This is a genomic window from Acidovorax sp. (assembly GCF_046314175.1).
Lineage (GTDB): Bacteria > Pseudomonadota > Gammaproteobacteria > Burkholderiales > Burkholderiaceae_C > Acidovorax.
Map to the genome: position 1 here is coordinate 109,775 of NZ_JBKBXG010000001.1, position 20,568 is coordinate 130,342.

The 20,568-nt window shown below is 65.7% G+C and carries 20 protein-coding genes; 11 read left to right on the top strand and 9 right to left on the bottom strand.

Annotated elements, in window-relative coordinates; translation table 11 throughout:
* Positions 1-4: 4 nt before the first annotated feature.
* Positions 5-988, bottom strand: coding sequence for a Bug family tripartite tricarboxylate transporter substrate binding protein (locus ACK4OE_RS00465; RefSeq protein WP_409882300.1), 984 nt, complete (start codon positions 986-988; stop codon positions 5-7).
* 115 nt (positions 989-1,103) lie between these two features.
* Between ACK4OE_RS00465 and ACK4OE_RS00470 the strand changes: the two genes are divergently transcribed.
* Positions 1,104-2,006: a LysR substrate-binding domain-containing protein gene (locus tag ACK4OE_RS00470; protein WP_409882302.1), complete on the top strand. Its 903-nt coding sequence runs from the start codon at positions 1,104-1,106 to the stop codon at positions 2,004-2,006.
* Positions 2,007-2,022: 16 nt separating this feature from the next.
* Here ACK4OE_RS00470 and ACK4OE_RS00475 read toward each other — a convergent pair whose 3' ends face one another.
* The 3 genes from ACK4OE_RS00475 to ACK4OE_RS00485 all read right to left on the bottom strand — a co-directional run bounded on the left by ACK4OE_RS00475 (position 2,023) and on the right by ACK4OE_RS00485 (position 5,568).
* Positions 2,023-4,095: a TonB-dependent receptor gene (locus tag ACK4OE_RS00475; protein WP_409882303.1), complete on the bottom strand. Its 2,073-nt coding sequence runs from the start codon at positions 4,093-4,095 to the stop codon at positions 2,023-2,025.
* Positions 4,096-4,234: 139 nt separating this feature from the next.
* Positions 4,235-4,624, bottom strand: a complete 390-nt coding sequence (locus tag ACK4OE_RS00480) for a DUF2946 family protein (RefSeq protein WP_409882304.1) — start codon at positions 4,622-4,624, stop codon at positions 4,235-4,237.
* 53 nt (positions 4,625-4,677) lie between these two features.
* Positions 4,678-5,568, bottom strand: a complete 891-nt coding sequence (locus ACK4OE_RS00485; protein WP_409882305.1) for a LysR family transcriptional regulator ArgP — start codon at positions 5,566-5,568, stop codon at positions 4,678-4,680.
* Between the two features lie 76 nt (positions 5,569-5,644).
* Between ACK4OE_RS00485 and ACK4OE_RS00490 the strand changes: the two genes are divergently transcribed.
* Both ACK4OE_RS00490 and ACK4OE_RS00495 read left to right on the top strand, forming a co-directional pair.
* Positions 5,645-6,253 carry a LysE/ArgO family amino acid transporter gene (locus ACK4OE_RS00490; protein ID WP_409882306.1) on the top strand — a complete coding sequence of 203 codons (609 nt, stop codon included), beginning with the start codon at positions 5,645-5,647 and terminating at the stop codon, positions 6,251-6,253.
* 87 nt (positions 6,254-6,340) lie between these two features.
* Entirely contained in the window at positions 6,341-7,921 is a 1,581-nt protein-coding gene (locus ACK4OE_RS00495) for an ABC transporter substrate-binding protein (RefSeq protein WP_409882308.1), read from the top strand.
* Between the two features lie 70 nt (positions 7,922-7,991).
* Here ACK4OE_RS00495 and ACK4OE_RS00500 read toward each other — a convergent pair whose 3' ends face one another.
* From ACK4OE_RS00500 to hpaI, 3 genes are all read right to left on the bottom strand, one after another.
* A complete protein-coding gene (locus ACK4OE_RS00500; protein ID WP_409882310.1) occupies positions 7,992-8,606 on the bottom strand; it encodes a glutathione S-transferase family protein in 615 nt (204 codons plus the stop codon).
* Between the two features lie 76 nt (positions 8,607-8,682).
* On the bottom strand, positions 8,683-9,660 hold the full coding sequence (locus ACK4OE_RS00505) for a 2-dehydropantoate 2-reductase (RefSeq protein WP_409882312.1): 978 nt from the start codon (positions 9,658-9,660) through the stop codon (positions 8,683-8,685).
* A 33-nt stretch (positions 9,661-9,693) separates the two neighbouring features.
* Complete coding sequence (hpaI, locus tag ACK4OE_RS00510; RefSeq protein WP_409882314.1) at positions 9,694-10,521, bottom strand: 4-hydroxy-2-oxoheptanedioate aldolase; 828 nt, start codon at positions 10,519-10,521, stop codon at positions 9,694-9,696.
* 132 nt (positions 10,522-10,653) lie between these two features.
* Between hpaI and radA the strand changes: the two genes are divergently transcribed.
* The 7 genes from radA (at position 10,654) to ACK4OE_RS00545 (ending at position 16,940) form a co-directional block, all read left to right on the top strand.
* Positions 10,654-12,033, top strand: coding sequence for a DNA repair protein RadA (gene radA / locus ACK4OE_RS00515; RefSeq protein ID WP_409882315.1), 1,380 nt, complete (start codon positions 10,654-10,656; stop codon positions 12,031-12,033).
* 58 nt (positions 12,034-12,091) lie between these two features.
* Positions 12,092-12,505 carry a glycerate kinase gene (locus tag ACK4OE_RS00520; RefSeq protein WP_409882317.1) on the top strand — a complete coding sequence of 138 codons (414 nt, stop codon included), beginning with the start codon at positions 12,092-12,094 and terminating at the stop codon, positions 12,503-12,505.
* Positions 12,506-12,545: 40 nt separating this feature from the next.
* Positions 12,546-13,496: a branched-chain amino acid transaminase gene (locus tag ACK4OE_RS00525; protein ID WP_409882318.1), complete on the top strand. Its 951-nt coding sequence runs from the start codon at positions 12,546-12,548 to the stop codon at positions 13,494-13,496.
* Positions 13,497-13,500: 4 nt separating this feature from the next.
* Positions 13,501-13,707 carry a zinc-finger domain-containing protein gene (locus tag ACK4OE_RS00530; RefSeq protein WP_055399857.1) on the top strand — a complete coding sequence of 69 codons (207 nt, stop codon included), beginning with the start codon at positions 13,501-13,503 and terminating at the stop codon, positions 13,705-13,707.
* A gap of 3 nt (positions 13,708-13,710) precedes the next feature.
* The gene (locus tag ACK4OE_RS00535; protein ID WP_409882319.1) at positions 13,711-14,526 is read left to right on the top strand and encodes a glycosyltransferase family 2 protein; all 816 of its coding nucleotides are present in this window, start codon (positions 13,711-13,713) and stop codon (positions 14,524-14,526) included.
* Positions 14,526-15,791: an O-antigen ligase family protein gene (locus ACK4OE_RS00540; RefSeq protein WP_409882320.1), complete on the top strand. Its 1,266-nt coding sequence runs from the start codon at positions 14,526-14,528 to the stop codon at positions 15,789-15,791. Before ACK4OE_RS00535 ends, ACK4OE_RS00540 begins: the two co-directional genes overlap by 1 nt.
* 174 nt (positions 15,792-15,965) lie before the next feature.
* Positions 15,966-16,940: a glycosyltransferase gene (locus tag ACK4OE_RS00545; protein ID WP_409882321.1), complete on the top strand. Its 975-nt coding sequence runs from the start codon at positions 15,966-15,968 to the stop codon at positions 16,938-16,940.
* Between the two features lie 247 nt (positions 16,941-17,187).
* Here the strand turns inward: ACK4OE_RS00545 and ACK4OE_RS00550 are convergent, their stop codons facing one another.
* Complete coding sequence (locus ACK4OE_RS00550; RefSeq protein WP_409882322.1) at positions 17,188-18,318, bottom strand: NAD(P)H-dependent flavin oxidoreductase; 1,131 nt, start codon at positions 18,316-18,318, stop codon at positions 17,188-17,190.
* A gap of 14 nt (positions 18,319-18,332) precedes the next feature.
* Positions 18,333-19,223 (bottom strand): LysR family transcriptional regulator, encoded by an 891-nt coding sequence (locus ACK4OE_RS00555; RefSeq protein WP_409882324.1) that lies wholly within the window; start codon positions 19,221-19,223, stop codon positions 18,333-18,335.
* A 72-nt stretch (positions 19,224-19,295) separates the two neighbouring features.
* Here ACK4OE_RS00555 and ACK4OE_RS00560 point away from each other — a divergent pair, with 72 nt between their 5' ends.
* A complete protein-coding gene (locus ACK4OE_RS00560) occupies positions 19,296-20,567 on the top strand; it encodes a YbfB/YjiJ family MFS transporter (protein WP_409882325.1) in 1,272 nt (423 codons plus the stop codon).
* Position 20,568: the final 1 nt, after the last annotated feature.

Sequence of the window (20,568 nt, forward strand, 5' to 3'; positions counted from 1 at the left end):
CTGCTCATTCGGGCTTGATGCCCAGGCTATGGACCACCTTGGACCATTTGATGGCTTCGGCGCGGATGAAGGCCTGGGTTTCGTCAGGCGAGCGACTGCCCAGCTGGATGGCCAGGCTGGTAATCCGCGACTGCACCTGCTTGTCCGCCAGTGCAGTGGCTGTCGCCTTGTGCAGCGTGGTGATGATGGGCTTGGGCACCTTGGCCGGTGCCATCAACGCCCACCACTGCCCAAAGTCCATGGTGTTCAGCCCCAGCTCGCTGGCGCAGGGCACATTCGCAAGCTGTGGCACGCGCCGGTTGCCCGTCACCATCAGGGGCACGATCTTTCCGGCGCTGAAAAGGCTGCTTGCGCTGGCCAGCGTACAGAAATGACCGCTCAGCACGCCTGCGGCCACATCTGTCAACGCCGGCGCCGATCCCTTATAGGGAATCATCTGCAATTCCAGCTTGGCCTCTTTGGCGTACAGGCCCGCAGCCAGGTGGCTGATGCTGCCCGTGCCACTGGTGGCGATGCTCATGGGTTCCGACGCCTTTTTCGCATCCGCCACAAACTTCTGGTGCTGCCCCGCCTGGTACTTCTGCGCATCCACAAAGAGGACCAGTGGGGAGACGCCAAGGGTGGTGATTGCCGCCGCGTCGTTCATGATGTCGTAGGGCATCTTCTGATAGATCGACGGTGCAATTGCGTGGGCCAGTTCGATGAGGGCGACCGTGTATCCGTCCGCTGCCGACTTCACCATCGCGTCTACGCCCAGGCGCCCTGCAGCGCCGGGGCGGTTGTCAACCACTACGGGTTTGCCCAGCCCGTCTGCCATGTTCTGGCCGACCGCGCGGGCCAGCACATCGGTGCTGCCGCCCGCAGACCAGGGCACGATCAGTTTGATGGGCTTGTCGGGGTATGCCGCTTGCGCCCACAGCGAGCTATTGGGTAGCACCATAGCGGCGGTGGCTGCGCCACCTGTTTGCAATAACGATCGACGATTCATGGCTCTGGTCCTTTCAATGTCTGTGGCTTGGTGGATGAGAGGACTTTAGAATTCAGGTGCATAACAATCAATGATGTGATTGATGTGGTCTATGCAAAAAGCTGATAGGTAGTGAATGAACTTTCGTCAGGTCGAAGCCTTTCGTGCGGTCATGGTGACGGGCTCTGCGTCCCGCGCGGCGGACCTGCTGCAAATCAGCCAACCGGCCATCAGCCGCAGCATCCTGGAGCTGGAGAAAACCACCGGGTTCGCCCTGTTCGACCGGGTCCGAGGGCGGCTGGTGCCCACCGCCGAAGGCCAGCTGTTCTTTCGGGATGTGGAGACCACCTTCCAGGGCCTGGATCGACTGCGCATCAGCGCAGCGCGCATTCGAGACTTTGGGACGGGAGACATTCGCATTGCCAGCCTGGCGGCGATGGGATCGACGCTGGTGCCGCATGCGCTGCGCCTGTTCCGCGAAAAGCACCCTTCGATTGCGGTCACCTTGCAGGTCGCCAGCTCAGCCACCGTACGCGAGCTGGTGGTGAGCAGCCGTTTTGATGTGGGTCTGGCAGCAGACGAAATCGATGTGGCGGGGCTGGAGCATCAGCTGTTTTCCACGCCCAAAGCAGTCTGCGCGATGCCCGCAGGGCACAGGCTGTGCGCGCGCAAGGTGGTCAAACCGGAAGACCTTCATGAAGAGGCCTTTATCGCACTCTCGCCCGAGGACACGGTGCGCAGAAAGCTGACGCAAATTCTGGAAGCCAGCAACGTCAGGCCGAAAGTGGTGGCCGAGACACCCAACTCATCCACGGTGTGCGCGCTGGCGATGGAAGGGCTGGGCGTAGGGCTGGTCAACCCCTACGCCACAGACGGCTATGCGAGCCGGGGCGTGGTGTTTCGCCCGTTCTCAGCAGCGGTGCACTTTCGCACCTTGCTGATCTATCGGCCGGACTTGCCCAAGTCACGCATCGTGCGTAACTTGGCGGCCTGTCTGCTGAACGCGCGCAACGCCAGAGCAGACAGCCTGGGAAAGTAGCCCGCAGGCTACCCCATCACCACTTCACGTTGAGCGACACAAAGGCCGAGCGGCCCGCGCCGGGCGAGTACATGGGTTGTGCGCTGCCTGCGGGCCAGAAGAAGTTGTCCCACCACACGTAGGCGAACTTGCGGTTGGTGAGGTTTTTCACCTGCAGGTCCACGCTCACGGTTTTGGACAGCGCGTAGCGCGCATTGAAGTCCAGCAGCACAAAGCTGCCAAACTTGCCTTGGGCGTTGAGGTCGTCGATGAAGTAGCTGCCTTGCGCGCGGGCCTGCAGGCCCAGGCGCAGGGCTTCGTTGGCCTGGTAGTCCACCCCGGCATTGGTGATGTGGCGCGGCGTGGAAAACACTTCCTTGCCCGCCAGAGAGGTGCCCGACGCGGTGAACGCACGGCGCACCTTGGCTTCTTGCACCGAGTGCGATGCCCACAGCGTGATGGCGCTGCCGATGCGGGTGGAGGCCTGCAGGTCGATGCCCTTGCGACGGGTTTCGCCCAGGCTCACGTTGGTGCCGGTGCTGGGCATGTTGGCCACTTCGTCGGTGGCGTCTTGCTGCCAAACGGCCACGCGCAGGTCGGTGCGCGGGTTGGGCTTGACCTTCACGCCCAGCTCGGTGCCGGTGTTGATCGACGGCGCAAACGTGGCCTGCGTGGCCGAGGTGATGTAGGCCGGTGCGCGCGATCCGGTCAGGATCTGGAAGGTGCGGCCCCAGTTGGCATACACGCTGGTGGCGTCGTTCACGCTGTAGACCATGCTCAGCTTGGGCTGCTTGATCCAGCCGTAGTCCTGCAGTGCGCCGGTGGCGCCGCTGGGGCTCAGGGCGGTGTGGCCAGAGAACTTGTCCAGGCGCAGGCCCGGAATGATCTTGAGCTGGTCGGTCGCCTTGAAGATGGCCTGTGCGTACACCCCCACGTTGTTCAGCGTGTAGCGGTCATCGTTGGAGGTGTGTGTGGGGTTGCTGAACTGGGTGGGCACCGCATAGGCATAGCGGTAGCGCTGGTACAGGTTCTTCTGGCGTTCGATCTGGATGCCGCCGTCCACCGTCCAGGCGTCATTCGCGCGCCAGGTGGCGGTGCTCATCAGGCCCGTCTGGTCTTCGTCCCACACGCGGCGCTGGCGGGGCAGGTTGTTCAAGCTAGGCGAGGCATTGCCGGTGAAGGTGACACGGCGGTCATCGTCGTAGTGGTTGAAGTAGAGCTTGTTGCTCACGAACAGCGCTGGGGTGGCCTGCCAGTCCAGGTGCAGGCTCAGGTGCTGCATCTGGCGGTCGTCGCCGTCGTTGGCGTTGTGGGCTCCGGTTTGCTTGCGGTTCTGGGCCATCTCGCTGGCGGTCAGGAAGCCGGGTTCCTCAGCCTTGTGTGAATACAGGCGGGCCACGGCCCCAGCCTTGATCTTGCCGTCGGCCGAAGTCAGGAACCACTTGCCACCCAGTGCGTACTTTTCAGAGTCGGCATGCGCGCGGTGGCCGTCAGAGCCTTGGTGGGCGATGAAGTAATTCTGCGCAAAGCCATCGGATTCACGTCCCAGGGCCAGTTGCACTTCGCGCGTAGCGTGGCTGCCCACGGTGACGCGGCCATCGCTGTAGTTGCCGCCCTGGCGGGTGCCAAAGTTGATGCTGCCGCCAATGTTGTGCAGGCCATAGCGTGGGTCGTTGGTGCCGCGCACCACTTCAATGTAGTCCAGATCTAGTGGGAAGACCATGTCAATGAAGCGCTGGTTGCCGCTGTTGACGTTGCTGGGGATGCCGTCGATCAGCACCTTGATGCCGTTGATGTAGCCCTCGCCGTTGAAGGCGCGGAAGGTGGCCTTGCCAGACTCTGCCCCCATGCGGGTTTCGGTGAGCTGGATGCCGGGCAACTGGCCCAGCAGTTCCCAGCTTTGCATCACGTTTTTGTCTTCGATCTTGTCGGCACCGAGGATGTCCACGGAGGTCAGCAAGCTGGTGGGCGGCAGGGCACCCCCGGTACCGGAGTAGACGGGCACTTCGCCCAGAACAATGACGGAATCACCCGCAGCGTGGGCGGCGGTGTGCAGGCAGGCGAGGGTGGCTGCCAGTGCGAGGGGCAGCATTTTGGAGGGGAACAACACAGAAAAACTCCCGGGGCCACGGGCCCAATTCAATGAACCGAAAAACCAGAAACGCCCGCAGGCTGCGCGCCGCTCGGGAGCGGCACAGGCACAGGCGAAGGCGCCGCTGCCGCGTGGTACGCAGCGGGCGCAGTCAGGGTCAGACGTTCAAGTGGGGCGGAGCGCGGGGTGCGGGCGTGAGCCAACTGGGCGGTGCGTGGTCAGCGCGTGTGGCCGCGCCGGGCGGTGCAAGCTGGCGGGCCGCCGCCAGTGCAACGCCGACCGTGGCGACGGGTGCCCCGTGCTGACCGAAAAGATGCAGGCACACCACACAGGCGTCTGCCCTGTGGTCGTCATCGTGCTCGCCCGGGGCGGCCAGGGTGATTGCAGCCGCTCCATCGGCATCGTTGTGCCCGGCATAGTGCACGGGCGCCAACGCGGGGCTGGGTTCTGTAAGGTGGGCCAGTTCATGCGCCCACGGAAGCACCGCCGTGCTGCACAAGGCCAGCCACAGCAGCCCCATGAAACGGTGAATCCAGGCGCGACGCATGGGCGCCGATGATACCGGCGCGGAGTGCCTGGTGCGCCGAGGCGAGGCCTGCTTCAGCGGCGCAGCAAGGCGCTGTGGGCACTGGCCTGCACCGCCGCCGTCATGTGGGCCAAGGCCTGCACGTTCAGGCGCCAGTATTGCCAGTACAGAGGCACGTCCACGGGCTTGCCGGGCAGCAGCTCGACCAAAGTCCCGGCCTGCAGGTGGGCCACCACCATGGGGTCGGGCGTCATGCCCCAGCCCAACCCCGCTTCAGTGGCTTTGACGAAGGCATGGGCCTCGGGCAGCCAGTGCACGGGCGGTGTGAGGGTGCGGCGGGTGATGCGGCGTACAAAACGTTCCTGCAGCGCATCCTTGCGGTTGAACACCAGCATGGGTGCTTGCGCCAGCGCAGCGGCGTTCACGCCCTGGGCAAAGTGGCGCTGCATGAAGGCGGGGCTGGCCAGCGCGCGGTAGCGCAGCGTGCCCAGCGGCAGCACCTGGCAGCCCTGCACCGGCTGCGGGTCGGCCGTCACGGCGGCCATCACGCGGCCTTCGCGCAGCAGGTTGGCCGAGTGGTCCTGATCTTCCACATGGATGTCGAAAGTGATGGTCTGGCCCTCTGCCGCTTGTGCCATGGCTGCGGGGAACCAGGTGGCCAGCGAGTCGGCATTGACGCCAATCGCCAGCCGCGTGGACGTGTGCTGTCCGCCGCCCATGGTCGCCAGCGCGTCGGCCTCGCTCAGCGCCACCTCGCGCGCGTGCCGGTACAGCGCCTGGCCCGCTTCGGTGGGTGTGCACGGCGTGGCGCGGCGCACCAGCACCTGGCCCACGCGCTCTTCCAGCAGCTTGACGCGCTGTGACACGGCCGAGCGGGTGATGTGCAGCACGCCGGCGGCGCGCTCGAAGCTGCCCTCGTCGATGACGGCGGCAAAGGCATTGAGCTGAGCGGAGTCGAGTTGCATAGGTGGTTAGCCATTCTGACGGATCATTAAAAAGTATAGCTAGTGCTAACCGATCTCAGTGCGCACAATGGCCGCTATGAGTTCCACCGCCTTTGTCCACGGATTCACTTCCACAGCCATTCTGATCATGGCCATCGGCGCGCAGAACGCGTTCGTTTTGCGCCAGGGCCTGCGGCGCGAGCATGTTCTGCCGGTGGTGCTGGTGTGTGCGTTGTCGGACGCGGTACTGCTGCAGGTGGGCGTTTGGGGCATGGGCGGGGTGCTGCTGGCGCGGCCCGAATGGGCCCAGGCCATGCGCTGGGCGGGTGCGCTGTTCTTGCTGGCATATGCGGCGCAGACGGCGGGGCGTGCGATGCGTCCCGGCCAGTTGCTGGTGGCCACCAGCGGCCCCGGCGTCAGCCTGCGCACCACGCTGGCCACCGTGATGGCGCTCACCTGGCTCAACCCGCATGTGTACCTGGACACCGTGGTACTGCTGGGCACCATGGCCACGCCCTATCCCACCATGGGCCGCGCCACGTTTGCGGCGGGCGGCGCATTGGCCAGTGCACTGTGGTTTGCGGGGCTGGGGCTGGGCGCACGGTGGCTGGCACCGCTGTTTGCCACGCCGGGTGCCTGGCGCGTGCTGGATGGGGTGACGGCCACCACCATGCTGGTGCTGGCCATCGCCATGGCTCTAAGCTAACAACAAATTGTTCGTTCCGTTGCGGCGCAGCATGGGCCATAGTCGGGCCATTCAAAACTTGGCCCGTTCGGGCCGCTCCGTTCCTCCATGCGCTTCAAACATCTCTTGCTGGCAGCTGCCGTTACCGCCGCGCTGCCCCTGGCCGCACAGTCCGCCACCTTCCGCTGGTCCCGCTCGGTAGACATCTCGTCATGGGACATCCATGCCCAGAACGTGGGCGTGAACAACACCATGCACGGCGCGGTGTACGACACGCTCATTGAATACAACAGCAAGACCTTCAAGCCCGAGCCGTCGCTCGCCACCGAGTGGAAGCTCGTCAAGCCCACGCAGCTGCGCCTGACCTTGCGCAAGGGTGTGAAGTTCAGCGACGGCAGCGAGTTCACGGCCGACGACGCCATGTTTTCGCTGGAGCGGGCCAAGGCCAAAAGCTCCAACTTTGCCGTGTACACCCAGGGCATCGACCGGGTGGAAAAGATCGATGCCTACACCATCGACATCATTTCTGACCTGCCCAACCCGGTGCTGGTGAACCAGCTCACCGAGCTGCGCATCATGAACAAAGCCTGGGCCGAAAAGAACAAGTCGGTCGAGCCCAAGGACATCAAGACCAAGGACGAAACGTACGCCCACCGCAACGCGCTGGGCACCGGCCCCTTTCAGCTCAAGCAGTGGTCGCCCGACCAACGTGTGGTGCTGGAGCCCAACCCGAACTGGTGGGGCAAGGGCAAGTACCCCACCAACCTGACCGAGATCGTCTACACCCCCATCAAGGCCGACGCCACGCGCACGGCGGCGTTGCTGTCGGGCGAGATTGATTTTGTGATCGACCCCAGCCTGCAAGACCTGGCGCGCATCAAGCAGACGCCCACCCTGCAGGTGCTGGAAGGGCCGGAGTACCGCACCATCTTCCTAGGGCTGGACCAGTTCCGCGACGAGCTGCCCGGCTCGGACGTGAAGGGCAAGAACCCGCTCAAGGACCAGCGCGTGCGCAAGGCGCTGTACCAGGCCATCGACATCCAGTCCATCCAGCGCGTGGTGCTGCGCGGCCTGGCCCAGCCCACCGGCACGCTGATCGCCAACCAGGTCAATGGCTGGACCAAGAAGGCCGACGTGCGCTACCCCTACGACGCCAAGGCCGCACAAAAGCTGCTGGCCGACGCGGGCTACCCCAACGGGTTTGAAGTGGACTTTGCGTGCAGTGCAGGCCGCTACATCAACGACGAGCAGCTGTGCCAGGCCATCACCTCGCAGTGGGCCAAGGTGGGTGTCAAAGCCAAGCTGCGCTCGCTGCCGTTTGCCACCTACTTCCCGATGATCCAGCGCAACGAGGCCAGCATCTACCTGCTGGGCTGGGGCGTGCCCACGTTTGACGCGTTCTACAGCCTGCAGTCGCTGGTGCGCTCGCCCGGCGCGGGTGGGGATGGCAACTTCAACCTGGGCCGCTTTTCGGACCCGCAACTCGATGCGCTGATCGAGCGGGTGAAGAAGGAAACCGATGCCACCACGCGCAACGGCCTGATCGAGCAGGCGCTGATCAAGGAGCACGAACTGGTGTCGCACATCCCGCTCTACAACCAGGTGATTCCGTGGGCGGGGACGAAGAAGGTGGAGATCATCCACCGCGCGGACAACCGCATCGATTGGCGCTACCTGAAGGTGAACTGATCCAGGGGCCGGCAAAAAGCCCCGGTGCTTCCAGAGCGCCGGGGCTTTTTTAGTGCCCGCTACGGGCGTATCAGGCCAACGCGCGCTGAACCGCCGGGCGCTGCAGCATACGCTGCGTATGCGCAAACACCTTCGGGAACGAGGCAATGTCCACGCCATCGCTTTTGAGCCAGGTGCCAATGGTGAACAGATACCCATCCGCCACGGTGTACTGCTCGCCCAACACCCACGGACCCTCGCCAAGGTAGTGGCCTTCAATGAGGTCGAAGCACTCGGTCATGTTCTGCGGCACCTTGCGCTGGATGGCGGCAATGGCCTCGGGCTCGTCGGCCCAGCGGCTGGCGCGGGGGCGGTGGGCGTGGGCGATGTGCACGGTGGAAGCCAGGTAGCTGTGGAACTCCTGCATGCGTGCAAAGCCATGCGCATCGGTGGGGGCCAGGTGTGCCTCGGGAAAGCTCTGCGCCACGTAGGCCAGCAGCGCGGACGTTTCGGTCAGGGTGCCGTGGGGCGTGACCAGGGCAGGCACGCGGCCCTTGGGGTTGATGGCGAGGTACTCGGGCGTGCGCTGCTGGCCCGCGGCAAAGTCCACGCGCACCAGTTCGTGTGCGGCACCGGCTTCTTCCAAGGCAATGCGAACGGCCTGCGCGCAGGTGCCGGGGGTGTAGTAAAGCGTGAGAGTGGTCATAGATAGTTTGCTACTAATATGATAGCTATAGGCGCTTGTTGGATAAGCGCTAGCGGCCAATTTTGCTTGAAATTTATTAATACAGGTTGCGCGTGCGCGCCATCAGCCGCACCAGGCCCAGCAACGCGTCGGTGTGGGGCGTGGGCGTGCTGGTGATCTGGCCCAGCTCGCGCACGGCGCCCACAAGGGCGTCGATCTCCATGGGCTTGTTCGCTTCCACGTCCTGCAGCATCGAGGTCTTGAACGCGCCCAACTTGCGCGTGACGGCGTGGCGGTCTTCGGGCTGCTGGTCAATCGGCACGCCCAGCTTGTCGCCGATGGCCTTGGCCTCCAGCATCACCGCGCTGACGAAGCCGCGCACCAGATCGTCGTCCAGGATGCGGTCGGTGGTGGCGCCAGTCAATGCGCTGATGGGGTTTACGGTCAGATTGCCCCACAGCTTGAACCAAATGTCTTTCTGAATGGTCGTGGACACCTCGACATCGATGCCGCCGCGCTGCAGTGTGTCGGCCAGGGTTTGCAGGCGTGCGCTGCGGCTTCCATTGGGCTCACCCACGATGAGGCGATTGCCAAAGTGCTGCTTGACGAAGCCCGGCGCTTCCAGCGAGCAGCTGGTGTGCACCACGCTGCCCACCACGTGGCTTGTGGGGATGGCCTTGGCAATCACGCCGCCAGCGTCCACGGACTCCAGCGCGTGGCCTTGCGCCGCGCCACCAAAGCCATCCAGAAACCACCAGGGCACACCGTTCATGGCGGTGAGCACTATGGTGTCTGGCCCGATCAGCGGCGCCATGGCGCGGGCCACGTCAGGCAGGCCGGGCGCCTTGACGGCGATCACCACCAGGTCTTGCACCCCCAGCGCAGCCGGGTCGGCGTGGACCGTTACGGACGCCTGCGCGAGGGTGCCGTCGGGGCGCCGCAGGCGCAGGCCATCGGCCTGTAGCGCCGCCAACGTGGCGCCGCGTGCCACCATGCTGAGCTGACACCCGGCCTGCGCCAGTGCCACGCCCAACCAGCCGCCAATGGCGCCCGCGCCGTAGATACATGCTTTCATCGTCAAGGTGCTTTCAGATCAAAAAAGAAGGGGTCAGTAGCCGTTCGGGCGCGCTGGGGCATTGTCGGCCGACTTGAAGCGAGCGAGTAGGTTGGCCGCCGCGCTGGCCAGCAGCACGGTGTCCACCCCCACGGCCACAAACAAGGCCCCGGCGGCCAGCCATTGCCGCGCCTGGGGCTCGGTCGTGGCCAGAATGCCCGGCGCCTTGCCCGCGCACAGGATGCGCGCAATGCCGTCGTGGATGGCGGCCTGCACGTCCGGGTGCCCGGGGTTGCCGGGGTGGCCCATGGATGCCGACAGGTCTGCGGGGCCGATGAAAACGCCGTCCACACCCGGCGTGGCGGCAATGGCATCCAGGTTGCCCATGGCTTCCACCGTTTCGGCCTGCACCAGCAGGCAGACCTGCTCGTTGGCTTCGTGCACATACTGGGGGTAGGCCTGCCAGCGCGATGACCGTGCCAAAGCACTGCCCATGCCGCGCACGCCCTCGGGCGCATAGCGCGTGGCGCGCACCAGCTGCAGCGCTTGCTCGGGCGTGTCAACCATGGGCACCAGCAGTGTCTGCGCGCCGATGTCGAGGTATTGCTTGATGAGGGCCGTGTCCCCCACCGGTACGCGCGCTATGGGGTGGGGCGCGCGCATGCCCGGCGGCAGGGCATGGGATGCGCTGGCAATGGCCTGCAGCTGGTGCAGGATGGACCGCACATCGTTGGGCGCGTGTTCGCCATCGACCAGCAGCCAGTCGTAGCCCGTGCCGGCCAAAATTTCTGCGGTGTAGGCGTCGGCCAGCCCGAGCCACAGGCCGATCTGGGCCTGGCGCTGGGCCATGGCCTGCTTGAAGGGGTTGATGGGTGTGTTCATGCGGTGGATGGGGGAAAGGTGGGCGACAGCGCAGCACCCGCCATCGTACGGGCTGGGGCGACGGGGCGGGATGACTGCCCGCTATAGTCTCCAGCCCCGCCCGTTTTCCCGCTTGCTGCACCCCTTCTTCCCATGGCCAAAGACAAAACCGTTTTCACCTGCACCGAATGTGGTGGCAACAGCCCCCGCTGGCTGGGCAAGTGCCCGGCGTGCGGCGCCTGGAACACCCTGATCGAAGCGGTGGCAGAGGCCGCGCCGGGCAAGAATCGCTACAGCGGGGCGCAGTTTGCAGGCCTGAACCAAGCCCAGGCGGTGATGCCGCTGTCGGCCATCGAGGCCAGTGATGTGGAACGTACCCCCAGCGGCATCGATGAGCTGGACCGGGTTCTGGGCGGCGGCATTGTCGAGGGCGGTGTGGTGCTGATTGGCGGGGACCCGGGCATTGGCAAGTCCACCCTGCTGCTGCAGGCGCTGGATGCCTTGCAGCGCGCAGGCTTGCCCACTTTGTATGTGACGGGGGAAGAAAGCGGCGCCCAGGTGGCGCTGCGCTCGCGCCGGTTGGGGCTGGACCACAGCCAGGTCAACGTGCTGGCCGAGATCCAGCTCGACAAGATCCTGGCCACCATCGAATCCATGCAACCCGCTGTGGCCGTGATCGACTCCATCCAGACCGTGTATTCCGACCAGCTCACGTCCGCGCCCGGTTCGGTGGCGCAGGTGCGCGAGTGTGCGGCACACCTCACGCGCTGCGCCAAGTCGTCTGGCACGGCCATTGTGCTGGTCGGCCATGTGACCAAGGAGGGCGCCTTGGCCGGCCCGCGCGTGCTGGAGCACATGGTGGACACGGTGCTGTACTTCGAAGGCGACACGCACAGTCAGTTCCGGCTGGTGCGCGCCATCAAGAACCGGTTCGGCGCGGTCAATGAAATTGGCGTGTTTGCAATGACCGAAAAAGGCCTCAAGGGCGTGAGCAACCCCAGCGCCATCTTTCTGAGCCAGCATTCCGAGCCCGTGCCCGGCAGCTGCGTGATGGTGACCCTGGAGGGCACACGCCCGCTGCTGGTGGAGATTCAGGCGCTGGTGGACAGCGGCGGCCCCAGCCCCCGGCGCCTGTCGGTGGGCCTGGACAAAGACCGCCTGGCCATGCTGCTGGCCGTTCTGCACCGCCACGCGGGGGTGGCGTGTATGGACCAGGACGTGTTCGTGAACGCCGTGGGCGGCGTGCGCATCAGCGAACCCGCAGCCGACCTGGCGGTGATGCTGGCCATCACGTCCAGCCTGCGGGGCAAGCCGCTGCCACGAGGTTTCATCGCCTTTGGTGAGGTGGGGCTGGCCGGTGAAGTGCGGCCCGCGCCGCGCGGTCAAGAGCGGCTGAAGGAGGCCGCCAAGCTGGGCTTCAGCGTGGCGGTGGTGCCCAAAGCCAATGCACCCAAGAAGCCCATCGAAGGCCTCACCATCCATGCGGTAGAGCGGGTGGAAGAGGCGATGAACGTGGTGCGGGAGATGGGCTGATTGGCTGTAAGCAATCCCCACAGCCGCCCCTTCGCCCGGTCATAAGACAATCACGGCCATGAATTTACGCAATGTTTTTGTCCCCGTGGGGGTGGTGGGTGTCCTGGTGGTGGGGTACGTGTCCTATGGCTGGCCTGGCGTGGCGGCCGTTGGTGGCGGTCTGGTCATGTGGGCGTTGCTGCACTTCACCCGGCTCATGAACGTCATGAAAAAGGCGGCCAACCGGCCGATGGGCTATGTCGGCAGCGCCGTCATGCTCAATGCCAGGCTGCAGGAAGGTGTGAACCTGATGCACGTGGTGGCCATGACGCAGTCGCTGGGCGAGCTTCGGTCGGCGCAGGACGCCGATCCCGAGGTTTACCGCTGGACGGACGGGACACAGTCGCATGTGACCTGCGAGTTCCGCCATGGCAAGCTGGTGAAATGGACGCTGTTCCGGCCCGAAGAGCCCAACTCGCCGGTCGCGCTTTAAAATCCCGCCTCTGCGACCCACAGCAAAACAAAGGACCCCCATGAGCCCCGTAGTTCCCTCGATGGCCGATCGTGACGGCAAGATCTGGATGGACGGCCAGATGGTTGACTGGCGCGACGCCAAGATCCATGTGCTGAGCCACACCCTGCACTACGGCTGCGGCGCCTTTGAAGGCGTGCGCGCGTACAAGACAGCCGATGGCACCGCCATCTTCCGGCTGGAAGAGCACACCGAACGCCTGTTCAACAGCGCCAAGATCCTGCGCATGAAGATCCCGTTCACCAAAGAAGAAGTGAACGAAGCTCAAAAGGCGGTTGTGCGCGAAAACAAGCTCGAGTCGGGCTATCTGCGCCCATTGACCTGGATCGGCTCGCAAAAGTTGGGCGTTTCCCCTAAGGGCAACCAGATCCACCTGATGGTGGCGGCCTGGGCCTGGGGCGCCTACCTGGGCGAAGAAGGCATGCGGCGCGGCATCCGCGTCAAGACCAGCAGCTACACCCGCCACCACGTCAACATCACCATGACGCAGGCCAAGGCGGTGAGCAACTACACCAACTCCATCCTGGCCAACATGGAAGCGCTGGACGACGGCTACGACGAAGCCCTGCTGCTCGACAGCTCGGGTTTTGTGTCCGAAGGTGCAGGCGAAAACATCTTTGTCGTCAAGAACGGCGTGATCTACACGCCCGACCTGTCGGCTGGCGCCCTGAACGGCATCACCCGCAACACCGTGTTCCATATCGCCAAGGACCTGGGCCTCGAGATTGTGCAAAAGCGCATCACGCGCGACGAGGTCTATATCGCCGATGAAGCGTTCTTCACCGGCACGGCCGCCGAAGTGACGCCCATCCGCGAGCTGGACCGCATCGAGCTGGGCAAAGAGGGCTATGTGGGCTCGCGCGGCCCGATCACCGAAAAGATCCAGAGCGCCTTCTTTGACATCGTCAACGGCCGCAACCCCAACTACGCCCACTGGCTCGCGAAAGTCTGACACCATGTCCCAAGCCGCCATCGAACTCCTGGCCAAGGACCTCAACGCCCAGGGCGGGGTTTTCTGCCCCAGCCCCAAGGCCGACATGAAGATCTGGAACAGCCACCCCAAGGTGTATCTGGATGTGGCCCGCACCGGCGAGGCCAAGTGCCCGTACTGCGGAACCGTCTATCGCCTCAAGGCCGGCGAGCACGTGCACGCTGGCCACTGATTGATGCCAGTCGCAACCGGCGGCGCAGCGGCGCCGCCCACGTTGACCGTCGCGGTGCTGACCCACAACGAAGCACACCGCATTGAAGCCTGCCTGAAGAGCGCCGCGTTTGCCGACCAGGTGCTGGTGGTGGACAGCGGCAGCACCGACGACACCGTGGCCCTTGCCAAGGGGCTGGGTGCTGAGGTGCACAGTTATCCCGACTGGCAGGGGTTTGCCGTGCAGCGCAATCGGCTCCTCGCCCATTCACGCGGCGACTACGTGTTCTTTCTGGACGCCGACGAAGTGATGACGCCGGCATTTGCGCAAGAGCTGCAGGCCATCGTCCGCTCCGGCGAGCAGGCGGTGTGGACCATTCGCTGGCGCATGGTGGCCTATGGGCACGAACTCAGGTATTTCCGCTCGCAGTCGCAGATCGAGCGCTTGTTTGTGCGAGCAATGGTCAAGGAATACACGGGCGTGGTCCACGAACAGGCCGAACTGCATGCGCTGCCTGGCGGCGGCGCCGTGCCGCGCCACCTCATCAAGGCGCGTTTGCTGCATTACTCCCGCACCACGGTGCGCGGCAGCCTGGAGAAGCTTACGCAGTATGTGATGCTGGGCGCAGCAAAGCGGGCCGAGGCGGGCAAACGCGGCGGGGTTTTGCGCGGACTGGCGTCGGGCGGGTCGATGTTTGTGCGGCTGTATGTGTTTCGCCTGGGCTTCCTGTGCGGTGGCGCGGGGTTCCTGTACTGCCTGTTTGTGGCGCTGGAGGGCTTCTTTCGGTATGCGGCCCTGCATTACGACCGCGACAGCCTGACGGGGCGGGTGATTCGTTGATGACATCGGAGCAGGAGTCCCAGCGCCGGTTTTCTCGCTGCGCCAGCATCGGTGCGTTCCTGGTGCCTGGGCTGGCGCTGTGGCTGCCTTCGGGCTATTCGTATGGCGCTGTGCTGCTGTTGCTGGCCACGCTGGCCAGCGCGCCGCTGTGGTTGCACCGTCCGGCGCCGCGCGCCGCGTGGTGGCTGACGGCCGCGTTTTCCTGCATGGCTGCGCTGTGGATGCTGGACGTGGGCACCGCCTGGGGCTGGGGCAGCATGGACCGCCCAGTCAAATACCTGCTGGCCTTGCCCTGCATCTTCTTTTTGATGACCTTTGAGCCCCGTGCTGCCTGGTTGTGGATGGGGATAGCGGTGGGCTCCGTCGGCAGCGGGCTGGTGGCGCTGTACCAGACCTTTGTGATGGGGCTGCCACGCGCCAATGGTTTCACCAACGCCATCCAGTACGGCAACCTGAGCATGCTGCTGGCCGTGATGAGCGGCCTGCTGCTGGTGGTGCAGTACAAGCGCTGGTGCCTGTGGCAGCGCCTGCTGTTGGCCAGTGCCATTGTTCTGGGTGCCGCCGGGTCGGTGCTGTCCCAGTCGCGCGGTGGGTGGCTGGCGCTGGTGCTGCTGCTGCCGGTGTGCGCTTGGCTGCTGGTGCGCACCACCGGGCAACGCCGCATGTACTGGGGCCTGTGTGGGCTGGCGCTGGCGGCGGCAGCCCTGTCGCAGGTGCCCGCAGTAGAGCAGCGGGTGGTCGAGGCGCGCCAGGAAGTACTGATCTACAAGGACCACGGCGATGGCCGCAGTTCGGTCGGCCAGCGGCTGGCGCATTGGCGGCTGGCGTGGGAGATGGGCTGGGACCGGCCTTGGACCGGTTGGGGCCGGGCAGGCTACACCGAAGAGAAGGCGCGGCGCGTGGCGGCCGGACTGGCGCACCCCGTGGTGCTCGAATTTGGCCATGCGCACAACGAAATACTGGACATGTTTGCCAAGCGGGGGCTGTCGGGGGTGCTGCTGCTGATGGCGTTCTACGGTATCCCGCTGGCCATGTTCTGGCCCACGGCACGGCGCATACGTGACGCATCCGGAAAGATGGACAAAGAGTCGCTGTCGCTGTGTCTGGTCGGTGTGATGATGCCCCTGTCGTACATCGGCTTTGGCCTTACGCAGGTCTTTCTGGCCCACAACAGCGGCAATATGTTCTACCTCTTCATGTGCCCTCTGGTGCTGGCGGCGCTGCATGAGCGACGCGCGCGCATGGGCTGCCCCCGCCCAATCTGATGAAACACCCCCTGAGCCGCTTCGCGTCTTCACCCCTCTCTCGCTGCGCGGGAGGGGGACGCCACCGGTGGCCTGGCAAAGCCAGTTCCACGGTGGCACTGGCTTGGGCCGCGCCAGTCTCGCGGGCTGCGGCTGGCGCTTAGTGCCATGGAGAACTGAGACGAAAGATTTTCGATGCACATCCTGCTCATCAACAACTCCCCCATCCCTGTCTACGGCTACGGCGGCACCGAGCGTGTGATCTGGGACCTGGGCAAGACGCTGGTCCAGTTGGGACACCGCGTGAGCTACCTGGTGCCCGACGGTTCCAGCTGCGACTTCGGTCATGTGCTGCCCATCCGCCCTGACGCACCGTGGGAGGCGCAGATCCCCGCAGACGTGGACATCGCCCATTTCCAGTTCAACCCTCGCACCGAGCTGAACCGTCCGTATCTGGTCACGGAGCACGGCAACGCGCGCAAGCCCAAGCCGCTGCCGCTGAACACGGTGTTTCTGTCGCGCGACCATGCGGCGCGGTATGGGTCCACTGAGTTCGTCTACAACGGGCTCGACTGGAACGGCTACGGCCCGGTGGACTTTGACCGCCCACGGCCCCGTTACCACTTTCTGGGCAAGGCGGCCTGGGGGGTGAAGAACGTGCGCGGCGCCATCAAGGTGGCCAAGCTGGCCGGGGTAGAGCTGGACGTGCTGGGCGGCGACCGCATCAACTTCAAGCGCGGCTTTCGCTGGACGCTGTCGCGCAAGATCCATTTCCACGGCATGGTGGGCGGCACGCAGAAGACGGAGCTGCTCAACGCCTCGCGCGGGCTGATCTTTCCGGTGCGCTGGCACGAGCCCTTTGGATTGGCGGTTATCGAAAGCCTGTACTTTGGCTGCCCGGTGTTTTCAACGCCCTACGGCGCGTTGCCCGAGCTGGTGCCGGTGCACTGCGGCGTGCTGTCGGCCGAGGCCGCCGTGCTGGCCGAGGCGGTGCGCAATAACCGCTTTGATGCCCGCGCCTGCCACCAGCACGTGGTGGAGCACTTCGGCGCCGAGCGCATGGCGCGCAACTACCTGCGCATGTACGAGCGCGTGCTGGCGGGCGAGAAGATCAACGCCCAGCCGCCCGTCATCCAGGGGCCTGCGCGCGAACTGCCCTGGAAGAATTGATGCCCCCTGTGGCGCTTTGCGCCTTCCCCCTCAGGGGGACGCCACCCGTGGCCCGGCAAAGCCGGTTCCACGGCGGCGCTGGTTTAGGGTCGCGCCAGTTGTTGAAGCCGTGTTCACCCAGATGCCGTTCGGGCTTGTCGAAGCCGGAGCGTTCACGCGGCCGTCGCGGCAGGTGGGTTTGTAGGGGCGAAATTTTTGGCCAAATCGGCCTCTGGTGCTTATTCAGTAAAAGCAAGCAGCTATCAAATTAATAGTTCGATTGCGATCTTGACGGCGATGCCATACCGGCCACCGCTGTCCGCCATTCCGCTTCAAGCGTGGCCACCAGTGCTGCTGCTGGCATGGGGCGCACGGCCGCCACCCCCTGACCGGCCCACAGAGACAAATGGTCTGCCCGGCCCGCCTGGGCGGATGCGCGGCGCAGGGCGCCGGTCAATGCGTTCTGCACGGGGTAGGGCGGCACGGCGGCTTCGTCGGCGCGCAGCTGCTCCATCATGGTGTTGACGATGCCGCGCGCGGGTCGTCCCGAGAAGATGCGCGTGGTGCGCGTGTCCGTCGCTTGGGCCTGTGTGAGTGCTTTGCGGTAGGCAGCACCGATGCCCGATTCGGGGCAGGTCAGAAAGGCGGTCCCCATCTGCACGCCCTGGGCGCCCAGCGTCAGAGCTCCGGCAAGGCCGCGCCCGTCCATGATGCCGCCCGCGGCAATGACGGGGATGGACAGTGCGTCCACACACTGCGTCACCAGCGTGAGCGTGCCCACCATGCTGGCCTCGAAGTCGGCCAGCGACGGCGCAGCTCCGGTGGCCGCTGCGGGTTGCGTGGGCGTCAGGAACGTGCCCCGGTGCCCCCCTGCTTCCATGCCCGACGCGCAGACCGCATCGGCGCCTACGGCCGCCCACGCCTGCGCCTCGGCCACCGTGGTCGCCGTGCCGATCACGTAACCGCCCACGGCGTGCAGCCGCGCCACCTGCGCCGCTGTCAGGATGCCAAAGGTGAAGCTGGCCACCGCCGGGCGTGCGGCCAGCAAGGCTTCGAACTGGGCTGCAAAGTCTTCGCACCACTGTGCGGGCCGCTCGGGCACCAGGCCAAACTCGGCATAAAGCGGTGCCAGGCGCTGCATGGCGCGGGTTACCTCTGCCTCGTCGGGTGTGGGCGTGGCCTGCACAAACAGGTTCATGCCAAAGGGCTTGTGGGTGCGCTCGCGCACGTCGGCAGCCGCCGCTGCCATTGCGGCGGGTGAGCGCATGCCGCAGCCCAGCATGCCCAGGCCTCCGGCCTCTGACACGGCCGCCGCCAGCGCAGGCGTGTCAGACCCGGTCATGGGCCCCTGGATGATGGGCAATGCAAGGCCCAGGCGGGTGGTGAGAGATGAGGGCATGGACGACGGACTCCTTATCGTGAAAGTGGCTCAGGCAATGAGGAGGGGGTGCTGGCCCGCAGCGCCGCATGCAGCGCGTCCAGCGCGGGCGACTGGTAGCCACGGCGGCGCACCAGCACGGTGTCGCAGTCCGCCAGCGGCACCAGGCGCAAGGCCGGGGCCTCGCGCATCAGGTCGATGACCGCCTGCGGCACCACCCCCGCGCAGCGCCCGGCGGCCACGCAGGCCAGGATGGCGTGGTACGACGCCAGCTCCAGCACCTTGGGTGGCGCGCCGCTGTGTAGCTGCATATAGGACTCGCCCATGCGGCGATAGGAACAGCCGTTGCCAAATGCGGCCAGCGTGTCCAGTTGCAGGTCCTGCGGTGTCTGCACGGGCGGGTGGTCGGCAGGCAGGGCCAGCAGCAGGGTTTCCGTGAACACGGCGGTGTGCTCCACCGGCGCATCCGCGTCCACGCCCGGCGGTGGCCAGGCGACCAGGGCGCAGTCGATGGTGTGCGACATCACCTGTTCGACCAGCTGGCGCGAGGGCGCGGTAGACAGCTCCAGCACCAGCCCTGGCCACTGTGCGTGCAACTGCGCCAGCGGCTGCGGCAGTCGCGCGGCGGCGGTGCTTTCCATGGCGCCCAGGCGCAGGCGGCCACCGGGCTGGCCGGGGTGTACCGACTGGCGGGCCTCCTCGGCCAGCGCCAGCAGCCGGTCGGCATAACCGCGCAGCGACTCGCCCGCGGTGGTGAGCACCATGCGCTTGCCCTCGCGCAGGAACAGCGTGGCGCCCAGTTGCTCTTCCAGCTGTTGCACCCGCGTGGTCACGTTCGACTGCACGCGGCCTAACCGCTCGGCGGCGCGGGTCACGCTGCCTTCAGCGGCGACGGCGCGGAAGATCTCGAGGGCGGCCAAATCCATGTTTGTTCTCTTTGTGAGATGATTTACCTGAAATAAATCTCAAATGAGAATAATAGACCGGAAATTGCCGCCATGGAACCGCTGACTTCCCCTGGTACCTCCAGCGCGCAGCCCCCTGCACTTTCAGACCAGCCGCTTGCGGTGGCACTGGCAGGCATGGCAGCGCTGGCGGCGGCCATGGGCATTGGGCGGTTTGCTTTCACCCCGCTGCTGCCGATGATGTTGCACGATGGCGTGGTCACGCTGGCCGGTGGCAGCTGGCTGGCCACGGCCAATTATTTGGGCTACCTCATTGGCGCGCTGGCCTGCATGGCGCTGCCCTGGGTGGCACCCCGCGCGCGGCAGGTGTGGCATGCGGCGCGGCTGGCGCGCTGGGGGCTGGTGGCGACGGTGCTGCTCACGCTGGGCATGGCGCTGCCGCTGCCCGCCACCTGGCCCGCGCTGCGTTTTGCAGCGGGTGTGGCAAGCGCGCTGGTGTTCCTGAACGTGTCGGTGTGGTGCATGGTGCGACTGGTGGCGTTGGGCAAGCCGGCGCTCGGCGGGCTGATCTTTTGCGGCCCGGGGCTGGGGATTGTGCTGACCGGCCTGTCGGCCAGTGCCATGGTGGCGCTGCAGTGGCCTGCCGCCGCAGGCTGGGCGGTGTTTGGCGTGCTCAGCCTGGGGCTGTGCGCCGCCATCTGGCCCGTGCTGCATGGCGTGGCACTGGCTCCATCGGCTGCCGGTGCAGCGCATGCATCGGGCGGGGCGCTGCCAGGCCATGGCCCTTGGGCGCGAACAGGGCTGACGCTGGCGTATGGCCTGGCGGGGCTGGGCTACATCGTTACAGCCACCTTTTTGCCGGTCATTGCGCGTGCCGCCTTGCCCGCCGGGTCGCCCTGGCCCGACCTGTTCTGGCCGTTGTTTGGCGCAGGTGTGGCGCTCGGCGCTGCGTTGTCCACCCGCACTCCTGCGGCGTGGGACCGGCGCTGGCTGCTCATGGCGGCCTACGCCGTGCAGGCCGCAGCCATTGCGCTCAGCCTGGTCTGGCCGGGGCCTGCGGGCTTTGCACTGGGCAGCCTGTTGCTGGGCTTGCCGTTCACGGCCATCACATTTTTTGCGCTCCAGGAGGCGCGGCGTGTGTGGCCGTCGGCGGGTGACAGCTTTCCGGGTTTGCTCACCGCCGCCTACGGCATCGGCCAGATTGCAGGCCCGCCCATGGTGGCGTGGATGCTGCACCGCACCGCAACCCAGGGCGAGGGGTTTGTCTACGGCTTGGCAGTGGCGGCTGCTGCGCTGGTGCTGGGGGCTGCGCTCTATGCCGGGATGGCCTGGCGCTGGCCGTTGCAGACTCAGCCCCGGAGCTGAA

Excerpts from the sequence above, each read along its gene's own strand:
- ACK4OE_RS00495 (WP_409882308.1), top strand. The coding sequence starts at position 6,341 with ATGCGCTTCAAACATCTCTTGCTGGCAGCTGCCGTTACCGCCGCGCTG.
- ACK4OE_RS00550 (WP_409882322.1), bottom strand. The coding sequence starts at position 18,318 with ATGCCCTCATCTCTCACCACCCGCCTGGGCCTTGCATTGCCCATCATC.
- ACK4OE_RS00530 (WP_055399857.1), top strand. The coding sequence starts at position 13,501 with ATGTCCCAAGCCGCCATCGAACTCCTGGCCAAGGACCTCAACGCCCAG.
- hpaI (WP_409882314.1), bottom strand. The coding sequence starts at position 10,521 with ATGAACACACCCATCAACCCCTTCAAGCAGGCCATGGCCCAGCGCCAG.
- ACK4OE_RS00555 (WP_409882324.1), bottom strand. The coding sequence starts at position 19,223 with ATGGATTTGGCCGCCCTCGAGATCTTCCGCGCCGTCGCCGCTGAAGGC.
- ACK4OE_RS00520 (WP_409882317.1), top strand. The coding sequence starts at position 12,092 with ATGAATTTACGCAATGTTTTTGTCCCCGTGGGGGTGGTGGGTGTCCTG.
- ACK4OE_RS00545 (WP_409882321.1), top strand. The coding sequence starts at position 15,966 with ATGCACATCCTGCTCATCAACAACTCCCCCATCCCTGTCTACGGCTAC.
- ACK4OE_RS00535 (WP_409882319.1), top strand. The coding sequence starts at position 13,711 with ATGCCAGTCGCAACCGGCGGCGCAGCGGCGCCGCCCACGTTGACCGTC.
- ACK4OE_RS00485 (WP_409882305.1), bottom strand. The coding sequence starts at position 5,568 with ATGCAACTCGACTCCGCTCAGCTCAATGCCTTTGCCGCCGTCATCGAC.
- ACK4OE_RS00560 (WP_409882325.1), top strand. The coding sequence starts at position 19,296 with ATGGAACCGCTGACTTCCCCTGGTACCTCCAGCGCGCAGCCCCCTGCA.
- radA (WP_409882315.1), top strand. The coding sequence starts at position 10,654 with ATGGCCAAAGACAAAACCGTTTTCACCTGCACCGAATGTGGTGGCAAC.
- ACK4OE_RS00500 (WP_409882310.1), bottom strand. The coding sequence starts at position 8,606 with ATGACCACTCTCACGCTTTACTACACCCCCGGCACCTGCGCGCAGGCC.
- ACK4OE_RS00465 (WP_409882300.1), bottom strand. The coding sequence starts at position 988 with ATGAATCGTCGATCGTTATTGCAAACAGGTGGCGCAGCCACCGCCGCT.
- ACK4OE_RS00505 (WP_409882312.1), bottom strand. The coding sequence starts at position 9,660 with ATGAAAGCATGTATCTACGGCGCGGGCGCCATTGGCGGCTGGTTGGGC.
- ACK4OE_RS00470 (WP_409882302.1), top strand. The coding sequence starts at position 1,104 with ATGAACTTTCGTCAGGTCGAAGCCTTTCGTGCGGTCATGGTGACGGGC.
- ACK4OE_RS00525 (WP_409882318.1), top strand. The coding sequence starts at position 12,546 with ATGAGCCCCGTAGTTCCCTCGATGGCCGATCGTGACGGCAAGATCTGG.
- ACK4OE_RS00540 (WP_409882320.1), top strand. The coding sequence starts at position 14,526 with ATGACATCGGAGCAGGAGTCCCAGCGCCGGTTTTCTCGCTGCGCCAGC.
- ACK4OE_RS00480 (WP_409882304.1), bottom strand. The coding sequence starts at position 4,624 with ATGCGTCGCGCCTGGATTCACCGTTTCATGGGGCTGCTGTGGCTGGCC.
- ACK4OE_RS00490 (WP_409882306.1), top strand. The coding sequence starts at position 5,645 with ATGAGTTCCACCGCCTTTGTCCACGGATTCACTTCCACAGCCATTCTG.